This is a genomic window from Pseudomonas sp. (assembly GCF_050739655.1).
Taxonomy (GTDB): domain Bacteria; phylum Pseudomonadota; class Gammaproteobacteria; order Pseudomonadales; family Pseudomonadaceae; genus Aquipseudomonas.
On sequence record NZ_JBOIBY010000025.1, the window covers coordinates 1 to 14,421 of the forward strand.

Consider the following 14,421-nt stretch of genomic DNA (forward strand, 5'->3'; position numbering starts at 1 on the left):
ATGGCCGGGATCGCCTGACGGTCCTGATCGCCCATACGCATTACGGCACCCTTGCCGAATTGACGTTCGATCTGACCCAGGGCCGCAGCCAAGGCTTTCTTCTTGTTGTCGTCCATTAAAGTCCTCACGTAATCAATAAGGCCTTACGGCCAACACCTGTATAAGTAGACAGTATTATTCCACAGCGATTGAGGATCGCCTACCCCTGATTTGAGATTTCTGCCGCGGCATACCGCAGCAACCCCTCTAGCGCGGCCTTGACCGTTTGTCGGCGGACCTCGTCACGGTCACCGGGGAAGTGCTGCAGCTCGCTGAAAACCTTCTCGCCCACGCCCCAGGCCAGCCACACAGTGCCCACCGGTTTATTCGGCGAACCACCGTCCGGCCCCGCAATGCCACTGACCGCCACAGAAAAAAACGCTCGGCTTTTCTCCTGCGCGCCCTTGGCCATCGCCTCGACCACCTCGCGACTAACGGCCCCCACGGTAGTGAACAACTCCACCGGGACACTCAATTGCATGTTCTTCTGCAGATTGGAGTAAGTGACATAACCGGCCTCGAACCACGCCGAGCTACCGGGAATACGGGTGATTGCCTCGGCGATCCCGCCACCGGTACAAGACTCGGCGGTGGAGACATGGGCATTGAGTATTTGCAAATGCCTGCCAAGGTCTGCTGCCAGCTGGGTGATTACTTTCACGGTCATCTCCTGATCGGGCGGAATGAGACTAACCGTACACCAGCGCATCGCACTTGCAAGTTACAGGCTCGATCAAAATGTTAGCGGGTGAGTGCTCTGACACTTGGGCAGCGCAAAAAGCGGCAGAAACGGACCACGCGGCGTTCGTGCCTGCGTCCAGCAGACCGCCCATGTTAATCTTGCGCCCATTGCGGAAAAGCCGGGCCAATGCCCCTCTTTTGCCCCACACCTTTCGACGAGTTTTCCGATCCCCAATGAATAAAGCACTCTCCGACCTGTCCTCCCACACGCCGATGATGCAGCAGTACTGGCGCCTGAAGAACAATCACCCCGACCAGTTGATGTTCTATCGCATGGGTGACTTCTACGAGATCTTCTATGAAGACGCAAAGAAGGCTGCCAAGTTGCTGGACATCACCCTGACCGCTCGCGGCCAGTCGGCCGGACAGGCGATTCCGATGTGCGGGATTCCTTACCACGCCGCCGAGGGTTATCTGGCCAAACTGGTGAAGCTGGGCGAATCGGTGGTGATCTGTGAACAGGTAGGCGACCCGGCCACCAGTAAAGGTCCGGTGGAGCGCCAGGTGGTGCGGATCATCACGCCGGGGACGGTGAGTGACGAAGCGCTGCTGGACGAGCGTCGTGACAACCTGATTGCTGCCGTTCTGGGTGACGAGCGCCTGTTCGGCCTGGCGGTGCTGGACATCACCAGCGGCAACTTCAGCGTGCTGGAAATCAAGGGCTGGGAAAACCTGCTGGCAGAGCTGGAGCGGGTCAATCCTGTGGAGTTGTTGATCCCCGATAACTGGCCGAAAGATCTGCCGGCGGAGAAACGTCGGGGCGTTCGTCGTCGCGCGCCGTGGGATTTCGAGCGTGATTCGGCGTTGAAAAGCCTGTGCCAGCAATTTTCCACTCAAGACTTGAAAGGCTTTGGCTGCGAAACCCTAACCTTGGCCATCGGCGCCGCTGGTTGTCTGCTGGCCTATGCAAAGGAAACCCAGCGCACCGCCCTGCCACACTTGCGCAGCCTGCGCCATGAGCGCCTGGACGACACCGTGGTGCTGGACGGCGCGAGCCGCCGCAATCTGGAGCTGGACACCAACCTCGCGGGTGGCCGCGACAATACGCTGCAATCGGTGGTCGACCGTTGCCAGACCGCCATGGGCAGCCGCTTGCTGACTCGCTGGCTGAACCGTCCATTGCGCGACCTGACTGTTTTACTGGCACGCCAAACCTCGATCACCTGCCTGCTTGATGGCTACCGATTCGAAAAGCTGCAACCGCAACTCAAGGAAATCGGCGACATCGAGCGGATCCTCGCCCGGATCGGCCTGCGCAATGCCCGCCCCCGTGACCTCGCGCGCCTGCGCGATGCCCTCGGCGCACTGCCTGAACTGCAAGTGGCGATGACCGAGCTGGAAGCCCCACACCTCCAGCAACTGGCAACGATCACCAGCACCTACCCGGAACTGGCGGCGCTGCTGGAAAAAGCCATCATCGACAACCCGCCAGCGGTGATCCGCGACGGCGGCGTATTGAAAACCGGTTACGACAGCGAGCTCGACGAACTGCAATCGCTCAGCGAGAACGCAGGGCAATTTCTGATCGACCTCGAGGCCCGTGAAAAGGCCCGCACTGGCCTGTCGCACCTCAAGGTCGGCTACAACCGCATTCACGGCTACTTCATTGAGCTGCCGAGCAAGCAGGCAGAATCGGCGCCGGCCGACTACATTCGTCGTCAGACGCTCAAGGGCGCCGAGCGCTTCATCACGCCAGAACTCAAAACCTTCGAAGACAAGGCGCTGTCGGCCAAAAGTCGTGCACTGGCTCGCGAGAAGATGCTCTACGAAGCCCTGCTCGAAGATTTGATTTCCCAACTGCCGCCTCTGCAGGACACTGCTGGCGCACTGGCGGAACTGGACGTGTTGAGCAACCTGGCCGAACGCGCGCTGAACCTTGACCTTAATTGCCCACGCTTCGTCAGCGAGCCTTGCATGCGCATCACCCAGGGTCGCCACCCGGTGGTTGAACAAGTGTTGACCACGCCCTTCGTGGCCAATGACCTGAGCCTCGACGACAACACGCGCATGCTGGTGATCACCGGCCCCAACATGGGCGGTAAATCCACTTACATGCGCCAGACCGCCTTGATCGTACTGCTGGCGCACATCGGCAGTTTCGTGCCGGCGGCGAGTTGTGAATTGTCGCTGGTTGACCGCATCTTCACCCGGATAGGCTCCAGCGATGACCTGGCCGGCGGGCGTTCGACGTTCATGGTCGAAATGAGCGAAACCGCCAACATCCTGCACAACGCCACTGAGCGCAGCCTGGTGCTGATGGACGAAGTCGGACGCGGCACCAGTACGTTCGACGGTTTGTCCCTGGCCTGGGCCGCTGCGGAGCGATTGGCGCAACTGCGCGCTTATACCTTGTTCGCCACCCATTACTTTGAGCTGACGGTGCTGCCGGAAGCCCAACCGCTGGTGGCCAACGTGCACCTCAATGCCACCGAGCACAATGAACGCATCGTGTTCCTCCACCATGTGCTGCCGGGGCCGGCTAGCCAGAGTTATGGCTTGGCGGTCGCGCAGCTGGCCGGTGTACCAAGCGAAGTGATCGTGCGTGCCCGTGAGCATTTGAGCCGGCTGGAAGACACCGCACTGCCCCATGAGGCCCCCAAGCCCGCCAAAGGCAAACCCGCTGCGCCACAGCAGAGTGACTTGTTCGCCAGCCTGCCGCATCCGGTGCTGGACGACCTGGCCAAGCTCGACCTGGACAACATGACACCGCGTCGTGCACTAGAAATGCTCTATACACTAAAGACACGGATCTAACGCACTGGCTTGCAAGCTGTTAGAATCTCGCGCGGTTTGGGATGCTGCTGGCTTTTAGCCTGGCCAGCAGACTATCGCTCCCAAACCTTGCGACCCCTACGTGAAGGGGCGCAGCAAGCCGCGCCTGAGGAGAAAATTAGAAATGACCTTCGTCGTCACCGACAACTGCATCAAGTGCAAGTACACCGACTGCGTAGAAGTGTGTCCGGTGGACTGCTTTTACGAAGGCCCGAATTTCCTGGTGATTCACCCGGATGAGTGCATCGACTGCGCACTGTGCGAACCAGAATGCCCTGCTGTGGCCATCTTCTCGGAAGATGAAGTCCCAGCTGGCATGGAAAACTTCCTTGCCTTGAACCTGGAATTGGCCGAAGTCTGGCCGAACATCACCGAGCGCAAGGATCCGCTGCCAGACTCCGCTGATTGGGATGGCAAGCCAGGCAAGATCGAACACCTCGAACGCTGATTACCCCCGCGTTCCTGCAAAAGGCCCCACAAGGGCCTTTTTGCTTTTTTGCAGGCAAAAAAAGGGGCGGTTTGACCCGCCCACTTTCTTTCCCTATTCCCTGCGTTTCCTTTTCATCGTCCTGATGAATCGCTTCCTGCGACGTCCTTTCCCCTCAATCCTTGAAGGGTGTGTCTGTCCGTTGACACATTGCAGATACTAATCCGATCCCAATTCAGAGCAACCGCGCCAATGGGCCAGAGCGGCTTGTCATATACCCTTAATCTTGAAAATACTTATTGTTTTTCAAATACATAAACATTTTAAACGGCACTAAAGCCCGACTGCTCACTGTAAAAATAACGAACACTTACGCGAAGAGTAAGCGAAGGCTTACAGCCGAACACTGCAAATCCGAGCGAATCCCAATCATCCAAGCGCCTGTTGTGGGAGCGACCTGCTCACGATGGCGCCTGACGGCCGACCCTGTAGGAGCCGCCGCAGGCTGCGATCTTTTGATCTTGCTCGTGCTCTTGAGGGTCAAAAGATCGCAGCCTCGCTTCACTCGACAGCTCCTACAGAAGTGACCCGTGCTGAAATCCACGGCGGTTTTTCCAAGGCAACAAAAAGCCCCGAACCAGTCGGGGCATTTTGTTGCCAGCTATACGAGCCCGTTATTGAAACAGCGACTCGCTCGACAGGCCGTTTTTCTCCAGGATCTCCCGAAGACGCTTCAGACCTTCTACCTGAATCTGCCGGACCCGTTCCCGGGTCAGGCCAATCTCCAGGCCTACGTCTTCCAGGGTGCTGCTCTCGTGGCCGCGCAGACCGAAGCGGCGAACAACCACCTCGCGCTGTTTGTCGGTCAGTTCCGAAAGCCATTGATCAATGCTTTGAGACAGGTCGTCATCCTGCAACAGCTCGCATGGATCGGTCGGACGATCGTCGGTAAGGGTGTCCAGCAGGGTTTTATCCGAATCCGGCCCCAGCGAGACGTCGACCGAAGAAACTCGCTCGTTGAGGCCCAGCATGCGCTTGACCTCCGCTACCGGTTTTTCCAGCAGGTTGGCGATTTCTTCGGGTGAGGGTTCATGGTCGAGTTTTTGTGTCAGCTCCCTTGCGGCTCGCAGGTACACATTGAGCTCTTTGACCACATGGATCGGCAACCGGATGGTCCGGGTCTGATTCATGATCGCGCGCTCAATGGTCTGACGAATCCACCAGGTTGCGTAGGTCGAAAAGCGGAAGCCGCGTTCAGGGTCGAACTTCTCTACCGCCCGGATCAAGCCGAGGTTGCCCTCTTCGATCAGGTCCAGCAGCGACAACCCGCGATTGACGTAACGTCGGGCGATTTTCACCACCAGTCGCAAGTTACTTTCAATCATGCGTTTGCGTCCGGCCGGATCACCACTTTGCGACAGGCGCGCAAAATGGACTTCTTCTTCGGGGGACAACAGAGGGGAAAAGCCGATTTCATTGAGGTACAGCTGCGTGGCATCAAGTGCCCGCGTGTAGTCAATATACTTGTGTTGCTTTAACGAAGCGGAGTGTTTGGATTTGGCACGAACGGAAGGTGGAGCCGCCCCTTCATCATTCGACATCGAATCCGTATCGATACCGGCCTCCATCAGGAGAACCTCATCGTCGATGTCAAACTCCGGCACTTCTTTACTGAGAGCCATTGTTATAGTCCTTTGGTGAGTTCGACCTCAAGCTCGAGCGGCGCCTTTATCCTTGGCAACGCTGGAGCCTGTCCCCTCTACGACGGAACAGGCTGGTAGCGATCAACGACGTGGCAGGAATTGCAGTGGATCTACAGGTTTACCCTGGCGGCGAATCTCAAAATGCAGTTTCACCCGGTCTGTACCCGTTGACCCCATTTCGGCAATTGTCTGTCCGACCTTGACCTGCTGCCCCTCCCGAACCAAAAGCCTGCGGTTATGTCCGTAGGCACTGACGTAGGTTTCGCTGTGTTTGATGATGACTAATTCGCCGTAGCCCCTTAAGCCACTCCCGGCGTATACCACCGTCCCATCAGACGCAGCTAAAACAGGCTGTCCCAAATCCCCGGCGATATCAATTCCTTTATTCAAACTGCCGTTTGAAGAGAATTTTCCAATCAAAATGCCATTGGATGGCCATCCCCAGCCGGTCGGGGCTGGACCGGCGGGAGGCAACGGAGCAGGTGCCGGCTTGTCGGCGACGGACGGTACAACCACCGGTGTGGTCGAGGTGGAACCGTCCACCGGGCGACGGATGACCGTGGTTTTACTCGAGGATGACGGCGAAGAACTCGACGTGCTCACCACCGCTGTTGGCGTTGAACCGGTACGGCCATCAAAGCGAATCGTCTGACCCGGATGAATCGTGTAAGGCGCGGGAATGTTGTTTCGTGCCGCGAGGGCCTTGTAGTCCCAACCGTAGCGGAAAGCGATCGAGAACAGGGTGTCTTTCGGTCGAACCACGTACTGACCCGTGGTCACGACCGGGCGCTGGGGCGCGGCATTGTTGCGGTCGACAACGCGTACGTCGCTGTTTTTTGTGCTGGAACAACCCACCAGCAAGGTGCTCAAGACAAGGCCAGTCACCAGGCGCTGAAAACTCGTTGTACCCATACGCTGCGCTATGACTGTGAGACTCACCCGCCGCTCCCTTTGTGGTGGCTGAAAATGTTATTTGCCGTGATCCGGCACGATATGTCGCCAGTATAACGGGCCGTGAAGGCTTTACCTTTAATGAAGCGAAATGGCTCCACGCACACGTTTGCTGTCTGACAAAACAACCTGTTTAACCATTCGACGCTGCTGTAAGACAGAAGCAATCGAAGAGAATTCAGCGCGTTGAAATAAATGCTCAGGCCAGTGGCCCATTGAGCAGCGGAACGAAACGAACGTTCCCCAAAACACGCCTGGAGAAGCCGTTTTCTTCCCGAATGATCAGCAGCAATTGTTGAACCTCACCGGACCCGACAGGGATCACCAAACGCCCCCCGGGCGCTAACTGATCGAGCAAGGCCTGGGGTACATCAGTGGCAACCGCGGTCACGATGATGCCGTTGTAGGGCGCCAATGCCGGCCAACCTTCCCAGCCATCGCCCCAGCGAAACACCACGTTGCGCAGGTTCAATTCGACCAGACGCTCCTTGGCACGATCCTGCAGCACTTTGATGCGCTCGACGGAAAAGACACGTTCGACCAGTTGCGACAATACCGCTGTCTGGTAACCCGAACCCGTGCCGATCTCCATAACCTTGTCCAGTGGCCCGGCCTCCAGCAGCAACTCGCTCATGCGAGCCACCATATAAGGCTGGGAGATGGTCTGGTTATGGCCGATGGGTAACGCCGTATCTTCGTAGGCCCGGTGCGCAAGCGCTTCGTCGACGAACAGGTGACGCGGTGTACGACGGATGACTTCCAGCACCTTGGCGTTGGAAACCCCCTCCTCATACAGGCGTTGAATAAGCCGCTCACGGGTCCGTTGCGACGTCATGCCGATGCCGCGGTGCAGCATATCGTCTTGTCCACGAGTCATCAGCTCAGCCCCTCCACCCAGCCATCGAGACTTCTGAAGGCATCATTGAAGGTACGATCCAGTTGCAGCGGAGTGATGGAAACGTAGCCCTGCATCACCGCATGAAAATCGGTGCCCGGCCCGCCGTCTTCCGCATCGCCGGCGGCAGCGATCCAGTAACCGGCCTTGCCACGCGGGTCGACCACTTTCATCGGCGCAGCCGCGCGGGCGCGATGCCCGAGGCGGGTCAACTGAATGCCGCGGATGTGCTCCAGCGGCAAGTTGGGAATGTTCACGTTCAATACCGTGCGCGGTGGCAGCTCAAGACCGGCATGGGCCTCGACCAGTTTTCGCGCAAAGTATGCAGCGGTGGGAAGGTTTTCGACTTGTCGCGAGACCAACGAAAAGGCGAACGCGGGACGCTCAAGGAAACGTCCTTCCAACGCCGCCGCCACAGTCCCGGAGTACAGCACATCGTCCCCCAGGTTGGCACCCAGGTTGATCCCGGAAACTACCATGTCCGCTTCACGCTCCAGCAAGCCATTAAGGCCAAGGTGCACGCAATCGGTGGGTGTGCCATTGACGCTGATGAAGCCGTTGGCCAGCGTCTGCGGGTGCAACGGGCGGTCGAGCGTCAGCGAGCTGCTGGCGCCGCTTTTGTCTTGGTCCGGGGCGATAACCACGCATTCGGTGTAATCCGCCAGCGCAGCATAAAGCGCGGCGAGACCGGGTGCTGTTACCCCATCGTCGTTAGAAATCAGAATACGCATGGGCTGTCCGTCTGCCCCACCGGCACCAGATCAACAAGCTCGCGCACCAATACAGTGGCGAAGCATCCGGCGGGCAGGACGAATTCCAGTTGCAGAATGTCAGGCTCGGGATAATGCCACGTCAACCCACCAATGGGCAGCCGCAGGATGCGGCGTTCGTGGCTCATACCGGCGTTAATCAACCAATCGCGAAGGTCTGCTTCGCGCGCGGCGATTGCCTGCTCCAGTTCATGGACAGCGCCCGCGGCCGGCGAGTCACCTTCACCCCACTGCGGGCCCGTCGGATGCAGGTCGAGAATCGCCAGGCGCGGGTCGCTGCACTCGGCTTCACCGGCCGGGAAAAAGCTGCGGCTATCGGTGAACGCCAGCAGGTCACCGACCTGTGCACGCTGCCAGGTGCCGTCGGCAACACGTGCAGCCAGCACCTGGTTGAACAGGAAACTGCGCGCAGTGGAAAGCAGGCGCGAGCGTACGTTGCGCTGTTCCGGCAAGGCCTTGCGTGCGGCCCAGGCACGAGCATCGACCACATTGCCACCGTCATGCCCAAAGCGCTGGGCGCCGAAATAGTTGGGGATGCCTTGTTTGGCAATTAACTGAAGACGCTCTTCAATGGCCGCCTTGTCGCCAGCGAACTGGGTCAGGCGCAAAGTGAAACCGTTGGCCGAGTGGGCACCCCGTTGCAGCTTGCGTTTATGCCGGCTGGTCTTGAGGATTTTAAGCGTGTCGTTTTCAGCCGCCGACAGATCGGGATCGGCCTTGCCCGGCAGTTGCACGCTGAACCACTGACGCGTCAGGGCCTGACGATCCTTGAGCCCGGCATAGCTGACGGTGCGCAAGGGCACGCCAGCTGCCTTGGCGATCCGCCGTGCTGCTTCTTCAGTGTTCAAGCCGCGTTTTTCCACCCAGATCCACAGGTGCTCGCCGTCACCGCTGAGGGGAATATCGAGAACTTCATCGACTTGAAAATCTTCCGCGATGGCTTTCAGTACCGCAGTGCCAAGCGCTTCGCCATAGGCCCGCGGGCCGAGTAATTGCAGTTCGTTCATGGGCGCAGCAACAAGGCAACGGAGTGCACGGCAATGCCTTCTTCACGACCGACAAAACCGAGCTTTTCAGTGGTGGTAGCTTTTACGTTCACTTGATCCAACTCAACTTGAAGATCCGCAGCAATCAACGCACGCATCGATTCGATATGCGGAGCCATTTTCGGCGCCTGGGCGACGATGGTGTTATCGACGTTGCCGACCTTCCAGCCTTTGGCGTGGATCAGTGCGACGACATGACGCAACAGCGCGCGGCTGTCAGCGCCCTTGAATTGCGGGTCGGTGTCCGGGAAGTGTTTGCCGATATCACCCAGCGCAGCAGCGCCGAGCAAGGCATCGCTCAAGGCATGCAGCAGGACGTCACCGTCGGAGTGAGCGAGCAGCCCAAAGCTGTGTGCAATACGCACGCCGCCCAGAGTGATGAAATCGCCTTCAGCGAAACGGTGCACATCATAGCCGTGGCCAATACGCATAAAAAAACGCCCCGAATTTTGTCAGGGCGTGATTCTACCTGCATTAGGCATCCAGAGCATGCGCGTGATGCCGCAAGTGGTCTTCGATGAAACTGGCGATGAAGAAATAGCTGTGGTCGTAGCCAGGTTGCAAGCGCAACGTCAGCGGATGTCCTACCAACTTTGTTGCCTGTTGCAGGGCTTCAGGCTTGAGTTGGGTGGCAAGGAAATCATCTCGATCACCCTGATCCACCAGCAGTGGCAGCTTCTCGACAGCCTCAGCTATCAACGCGCAGGCATCCCATTCGCGCCATTTCGAACGATCTTCTCCCAGATAGCGGGAGAACGCCTTCTGGCCCCATGGGCAATCCATCGGATTGTTGATCGGCGAAAACGCCGATACCGACAGATAACGACCCGGGTTGCGCAACGCACAAACCAACGCACCGTGACCGCCCATGGAATGACCGCTGATGCCGCGTTTTTCCGATGCAGGAAAATGAGCTTCAACCAATGCCGGTAATTCCTGCACGACATAGTCATGCATCCGATAATGCCGCGACCATGGCTCTTGCGTGGCATTGAGATAGAACCCGGCTCCCAGGCCAAAGTCCCAGGCGCCATCCGGATCGCCCGCCACGTCGGGACCGCGAGGGCTAGTGTCCGGCGCAACGATGATCAGCCCGAGCTCAGCGGCCAAGCGCATGGCGCCGGCCTTTTGCATGAAGTTTTCATCGGTGCAGGTCAGACCGGACAACCAGTACAGTACCGGCAGCTTACCGCCCTGCTCCGCTTGCGGCGGCAGGTACACGGCAAACACCATGTCGCAGCCGAGGACTTCCGAGCGATGGCGATAGCGCTTGTGCCAGCCGCCAAAACTTTTCTGGCAGGAGATGTTTTCCAAACTCATGGGAGTTCTCCCAGCGACAAGCCGCAAGCTGGAAGCTGCAAGAGAGACACGCCCACTTGCAGCTTGCAGCTTGCAGCTCACCACTGTTTCTCAAAAATGGATGACGGAGCGGATGCTTTTTCCTTCATGCATCAGGTCGAAAGCCTTGTTGATATCTTCCAGGCCCATGGTGTGGGTGATGAAAGTGTCCAACGGGATTTCGCCGGTTTCAGCCATTTCCACGTAGCTTGGCAGCTCGGTACGGCCACGCACGCCACCGAACGCCGAACCGCGCCATACGCGACCTGTCACCAGTTGGAACGGACGGGTAGCGATTTCCTGGCCGGCACCGGCCACGCCGATGATCACCGACTCGCCCCAGCCCTTGTGGCAGCACTCAAGTGCTGCACGCATCAGTTGCACGTTGCCGATGCACTCGAAGGAGAAGTCGACACCGCCATCGGTCATGTCGACGATGACTTCCTGGATCGGACGGTCGAAATCCTTGGGATTCACGCAATCGGTTGCACCCAACTGTTTGGCAATTTCGAATTTGGCGGGATTGATGTCGATGGCGATGATCCGCGCAGCCTTGGCTTTCACGGCGCCGATGACTGCAGAAAGACCGATGCCGCCCAAGCCGAAAATGGCCACGGTATCACCCGGTTTCACTTTGGCTGTATTGAGGACTGCACCGATGCCGGTGGTGACACCGCAACCCAGCAAGCAGACTTTTTCCAACGGCGCTTCTTTGGCAATTTTCGCAACGGAGATTTCCGGCAGCACGGTGTACTCCGAGAAAGTGGAGGTCCCCATGTAGTGGAAAATTTGCTGACCTTTGTAGGAAAAACGCGAGGTGCCGTCTGGCATCAAACCTTTACCCTGGGTCGCGCGAATCGCCTGACACAGGTTGGTCTTGCCCGACAGACAGAATTTGCACTGACGGCATTCCGGGGTGTACAGCGGAATCACATGATCGCCAACGGCAACGGAAGTTACGCCCTCGCCAATCGCTTCGACAATCGCTCCACCTTCGTGGCCGAGAATCGACGGGAAGATGCCTTCAGGGTCGGCGCCCGACAAGGTATAGGCATCGGTATGGCAGACACCGGAGGCGACCACACGCAACAACACCTCACCGGCCTTGGGCATGGCGACATCGACTTCAACGATCTCCAGAGGCTTCTTCGCCTCGAAGGCAACGGCGGCGCGCGACTTGATCATGGTGATTTCTCCAGTGAATAAAAACGAGACAGTGAGTGTAATACAGCGCTCTACGGTGAATAATCCTGGCAAAAGCAAAACATTATTGCCACACAGGGATAATCATCGATGCCCGAGAGTCGCTGGGAAGGTATAGACGAGTTCGTTGCCGTCGCCGAATGCAGCCAGTTCACTGCCGCTGCCGAACGACTAGGGGTTTCCTCCTCCCACATCAGTCGACAAATCGTACGCCTTGAAGAACGGTTGCAAACCCGTTTGCTCTATCGCAGTACGCGCCGGGTCACTTTGACCGAAGCCGGGCAGACTTTTCTGCAACATTGCCAGCGTCTGCAGGATGGCCGCGAAGAAGCGTTGCGAGCAGTGGGCGACCTGACCAGCGAGCCCAAAGGCATGTTGCGCATGACCTGCGCGGTGGCGTACGGGGAGCGTTTCATCGTGCCGCTGGTGACGCGGTTCATGGGGTTATACCCGCAACTGCGCATTGACATTGAATTGACCAACCGCCAACTCGACCTGGTACATGAAGGCCTCGACCTGGCGATACGCCTTGGGCGCTTGCAGGATTCGCGACTGGTGGCCACACGCCTCGCGCCGCGCAGGATGTTTCTTTGCGCATCACCTTCCTACCTGGAGCATTACGGCCGCCCGCACAGCTTGTCTGAACTGAGCCGGCACAACTGCCTGATCGGCAGTTCGGATCTTTGGCAACTGGAACAAAACGGGCGGGAATTTTCCCAACGTGTGCAGGGAAACTGGCGCTGCAACAGTGGGCAAGCGGTATTGGACGCCGCACTACAAGGCGTTGGCTTGTGTCAGTTGCCGGATTACTACGTGCTGGAACATCTGAAAAGCGGTGCGTTGGTTTCGCTGCTCGAAGCGCACCAACCACCCAATACGGCGGTGTGGGCGTTGTATCCACAGCAGCGACATCTGTCGCCGAAGGTGCGCAAGCTGGTGGATTATTTGAAGGAAGGGTTGGCTGAAAGACCGGAATACCGGGTTTAAGATCAAAAGATCGCAGCCTGCGGCAGCTCCTACAGGGTATACGCATTCCATGTAGGAGCTGCCGCAGGCTGCGATCTTTTAACGGCGGTTAGACCAGCGCTGACGCAACCATTCGAGGTCCTCGGGGCGAGTGACCTTGAGATTATCGGATCGCCCTTCGATCAGGCGTGGCGCAGAGCCGGCCCACTCCATGGCCGACGCTTCATCGGTGATCACCGCGCCTGCCACCAGGCTGTCCGCCAATGCGCGATGTAACGCGCCAAGTCGAAACATCTGCGGCGTATAGGCCTGCCAGATCACGCTGCGGTCCACGGTTTCGAGGACACGACCCTGTTTATCGACTCGTTTCAGGGTGTCCCGTGCCGGCACTGCCAGGAGCCCGCCAACCGGATCGTCAGCCAACTCGGCCAGTAACTTGTCCAGATCATCACGACTGAGATTCGGTCGTGCAGCATCGTGAACCAACACCCAATCCTCATCGCCAGCTCCTTGCGCATGCAGATGCAGCAAGGCGTTGAGCACTGAGCCGGAACGCTCGGAGCCGCCTTCAACCCGCATGATACGGGCATCGCCGGCACAGGCCAGATTCGGCCAATAAGGATCATCGATAGCAAGACTGACGACCAACCCTTTCAGAGAAGGATGATCAAGGAAACAGCCGAGGCTGTGTTCGAGAATAGTGCGCCCGCCCAGTTGCAAATACTGCTTGGGACGGTCCGCGGCCATACGGGCACCAACGCCCGCGGCAGGAATTACGGCCCAGAAGGCCGGTAGCGTCTGGTTCATTGCGCCAACTGGTAAAGGGTTTCACCGTCCTTGACCATGCCCAACTCATGACGAGCCCGCTCTTCAACAGTCTCCATGCCTTTTTTCAACTCACTGACTTCAGCGTCCATCACCCGATTGCGCTCAAGCAAAACTTGGTTTTCAGCTTGCTGATCCGCGATCTGCTGCTTCAGCTCAGCCACTTGCGCCAGACTGCCATTACCCACCCACAGGCGGTACTGCAGGCCAGCCAGCAACAAGAGCAAGACGAGGAACAACCAATTGGGACTGCGCATCGAATATCAGGTATCCAGTGAAAAAAGACAGCCATGCCAAACTTGAAGCTACTGATAGCACGAAGCCTGGAAGAACCAGGCTTGTGCTAATAAGGCATCAGATTAGTGGCAAAAACGTCGCTGTAGCGATTTTTCCGACACAATCCGGTGTCTTTTTTACAATCAGCCGCGGAATTCGCTGCGGCCGTTGTATTTGGCTTTGCCGTTCAACTGTTCTTCGATACGCAGCAGTTGGTTGTACTTGGAAACGCGATCGGAACGGCACAGGGAGCCGGTCTTGATCTGGCCAGCCGAAGTGCCCACAGCCAGGTCGGCAATGGTCGAATCTTCGGTTTCGCCGGAGCGGTGCGAGATCACGGCGGTGTAACCGGCAGCCTTGGCCATCTGGATGGCTTCCAGGGTTTCGGTCAGGGTGCCGATCTGGTTGAACTTGATCAGGATCGAGTTGGCGATCTTTTTATCGATGCCTTCTTTCAGGATCTTGGTGT

General features: G+C 58.0%; 14 protein-coding genes and 2 pseudogenes. 3 read left to right on the forward strand and 13 right to left on the reverse strand.

Going from position 1 to position 14,421, the window contains the following annotated elements; genetic code table 11:
- Positions 1 to 116, reverse strand: a pseudogene (locus tag ACRESJ_RS01170) (recombinase RecA); the annotation flags it as partial.
- An 83-nt stretch (positions 117 to 199) separates the two neighbouring features.
- Positions 200 to 700, reverse strand: coding sequence for a CinA family protein (locus tag ACRESJ_RS01175; protein ID WP_431756240.1), 501 nt, complete (start codon positions 698 to 700; stop codon positions 200 to 202).
- 254 nt (positions 701 to 954) lie between these two features.
- Here ACRESJ_RS01175 and mutS point away from each other — a divergent pair, with 254 nt between their 5' ends.
- Both mutS and fdxA read left to right on the forward strand, forming a co-directional pair.
- Positions 955 to 3,534 (forward strand): DNA mismatch repair protein MutS, encoded by a 2,580-nt coding sequence (mutS, locus tag ACRESJ_RS01180; RefSeq protein ID WP_431756241.1) that lies wholly within the window; start codon positions 955 to 957, stop codon positions 3,532 to 3,534.
- 142 nt (positions 3,535 to 3,676) lie between these two features.
- A complete protein-coding gene (fdxA, locus tag ACRESJ_RS01185; protein WP_431756242.1) occupies positions 3,677 to 4,000 on the forward strand; it encodes a ferredoxin FdxA in 324 nt (107 codons plus the stop codon).
- A 653-nt stretch (positions 4,001 to 4,653) separates the two neighbouring features.
- Here the strand turns inward: fdxA and rpoS are convergent.
- The 8 genes from rpoS to ACRESJ_RS01225 all read right to left on the reverse strand — a co-directional run bounded on the left by rpoS (position 4,654) and on the right by ACRESJ_RS01225 (position 11,867).
- Entirely contained in the window at positions 4,654 to 5,661 is a 1,008-nt protein-coding gene (gene rpoS, locus ACRESJ_RS01190; RefSeq protein WP_431756243.1) for an RNA polymerase sigma factor RpoS, read from the reverse strand.
- 102 nt (positions 5,662 to 5,763) lie between these two features.
- The gene (locus ACRESJ_RS01195; RefSeq protein WP_431756244.1) at positions 5,764 to 6,621 is read right to left on the reverse strand and encodes a peptidoglycan DD-metalloendopeptidase family protein; all 858 of its coding nucleotides are present in this window, start codon (positions 6,619 to 6,621) and stop codon (positions 5,764 to 5,766) included.
- 211 nt (positions 6,622 to 6,832) lie between these two features.
- The gene (locus tag ACRESJ_RS01200) at positions 6,833 to 7,468 is read right to left on the reverse strand and encodes a protein-L-isoaspartate(D-aspartate) O-methyltransferase (protein WP_431756251.1); all 636 of its coding nucleotides are present in this window, start codon (positions 7,466 to 7,468) and stop codon (positions 6,833 to 6,835) included.
- Between the two features lie 41 nt (positions 7,469 to 7,509).
- The gene (gene surE / locus ACRESJ_RS01205; protein WP_431756245.1) at positions 7,510 to 8,259 is read right to left on the reverse strand and encodes a 5'/3'-nucleotidase SurE; all 750 of its coding nucleotides are present in this window, start codon (positions 8,257 to 8,259) and stop codon (positions 7,510 to 7,512) included.
- The gene (gene truD / locus ACRESJ_RS01210; protein ID WP_431756246.1) at positions 8,247 to 9,305 is read right to left on the reverse strand and encodes a tRNA pseudouridine(13) synthase TruD; all 1,059 of its coding nucleotides are present in this window, start codon (positions 9,303 to 9,305) and stop codon (positions 8,247 to 8,249) included. Before truD ends, surE begins: the two co-directional genes overlap by 13 nt.
- Positions 9,302 to 9,775: a 2-C-methyl-D-erythritol 2,4-cyclodiphosphate synthase gene (gene ispF / locus ACRESJ_RS01215; RefSeq protein ID WP_166592670.1), complete on the reverse strand. Its 474-nt coding sequence runs from the start codon at positions 9,773 to 9,775 to the stop codon at positions 9,302 to 9,304. The genes truD and ispF overlap by 4 nt, the downstream gene beginning before the upstream one ends.
- Positions 9,776 to 9,818: 43 nt before the next feature.
- Positions 9,819 to 10,664, reverse strand: a complete 846-nt coding sequence (gene fghA / locus ACRESJ_RS01220) for an S-formylglutathione hydrolase (RefSeq protein ID WP_431756247.1) — start codon at positions 10,662 to 10,664, stop codon at positions 9,819 to 9,821.
- A 90-nt stretch (positions 10,665 to 10,754) separates the two neighbouring features.
- Positions 10,755 to 11,867 carry an S-(hydroxymethyl)glutathione dehydrogenase/class III alcohol dehydrogenase gene (locus tag ACRESJ_RS01225; protein WP_431756248.1) on the reverse strand — a complete coding sequence of 371 codons (1,113 nt, stop codon included), beginning with the start codon at positions 11,865 to 11,867 and terminating at the stop codon, positions 10,755 to 10,757.
- Positions 11,868 to 11,975: 108 nt separating this feature from the next.
- Between ACRESJ_RS01225 and ACRESJ_RS01230 the strand changes: the two genes are divergently transcribed.
- Positions 11,976 to 12,872, forward strand: coding sequence for a LysR substrate-binding domain-containing protein (locus tag ACRESJ_RS01230; RefSeq protein ID WP_431756249.1), 897 nt, complete (start codon positions 11,976 to 11,978; stop codon positions 12,870 to 12,872).
- Positions 12,873 to 12,950: 78 nt separating this feature from the next.
- Here ACRESJ_RS01230 and ispD read toward each other — a convergent pair whose 3' ends face one another.
- The 3 genes and pseudogenes from ispD to eno form a co-directional block, all read right to left on the reverse strand.
- Positions 12,951 to 13,658 carry a 2-C-methyl-D-erythritol 4-phosphate cytidylyltransferase gene (ispD, locus tag ACRESJ_RS01235; RefSeq protein WP_431756250.1) on the reverse strand — a complete coding sequence of 236 codons (708 nt, stop codon included), beginning with the start codon at positions 13,656 to 13,658 and terminating at the stop codon, positions 12,951 to 12,953.
- Positions 13,655 to 13,933, reverse strand: a complete 279-nt coding sequence (ftsB, locus tag ACRESJ_RS01240) for a cell division protein FtsB (protein WP_056856233.1) — start codon at positions 13,931 to 13,933, stop codon at positions 13,655 to 13,657. The genes ispD and ftsB overlap by 4 nt, the downstream gene beginning before the upstream one ends.
- A 162-nt stretch (positions 13,934 to 14,095) precedes the next feature.
- Positions 14,096 to 14,421: pseudogene (gene eno, locus ACRESJ_RS01245) on the reverse strand (phosphopyruvate hydratase); the annotation flags it as partial.

Coding starts and splice junctions, on each gene's coding strand:
- mutS (WP_431756241.1), top strand. CDS start 955: ATGAATAAAGCACTCTCCGACCTGTCCTCCCACACGCCGATGATGCAG.
- fdxA (WP_431756242.1), top strand. CDS start 3,677: ATGACCTTCGTCGTCACCGACAACTGCATCAAGTGCAAGTACACCGAC.
- rpoS (WP_431756243.1), bottom strand. CDS start 5,661: ATGGCTCTCAGTAAAGAAGTGCCGGAGTTTGACATCGACGATGAGGTT.
- ACRESJ_RS01200 (WP_431756251.1), bottom strand. CDS start 7,468: ATGACGTCGCAACGGACCCGTGAGCGGCTTATTCAACGCCTGTATGAG.
- surE (WP_431756245.1), bottom strand. CDS start 8,259: ATGCGTATTCTGATTTCTAACGACGATGGGGTAACAGCACCCGGTCTC.
- truD (WP_431756246.1), bottom strand. CDS start 9,305: ATGAACGAACTGCAATTACTCGGCCCGCGGGCCTATGGCGAAGCGCTT.
- ispF (WP_166592670.1), bottom strand. CDS start 9,775: ATGCGTATTGGCCACGGCTATGATGTGCACCGTTTCGCTGAAGGCGAT.
- fghA (WP_431756247.1), bottom strand. CDS start 10,664: ATGAGTTTGGAAAACATCTCCTGCCAGAAAAGTTTTGGCGGCTGGCAC.
- ACRESJ_RS01225 (WP_431756248.1), bottom strand. CDS start 11,867: ATGATCAAGTCGCGCGCCGCCGTTGCCTTCGAGGCGAAGAAGCCTCTG.
- ACRESJ_RS01230 (WP_431756249.1), top strand. CDS start 11,976: ATGCCCGAGAGTCGCTGGGAAGGTATAGACGAGTTCGTTGCCGTCGCC.
- ispD (WP_431756250.1), bottom strand. CDS start 13,658: ATGAACCAGACGCTACCGGCCTTCTGGGCCGTAATTCCTGCCGCGGGC.
- ftsB (WP_056856233.1), bottom strand. CDS start 13,933: ATGCGCAGTCCCAATTGGTTGTTCCTCGTCTTGCTCTTGTTGCTGGCT.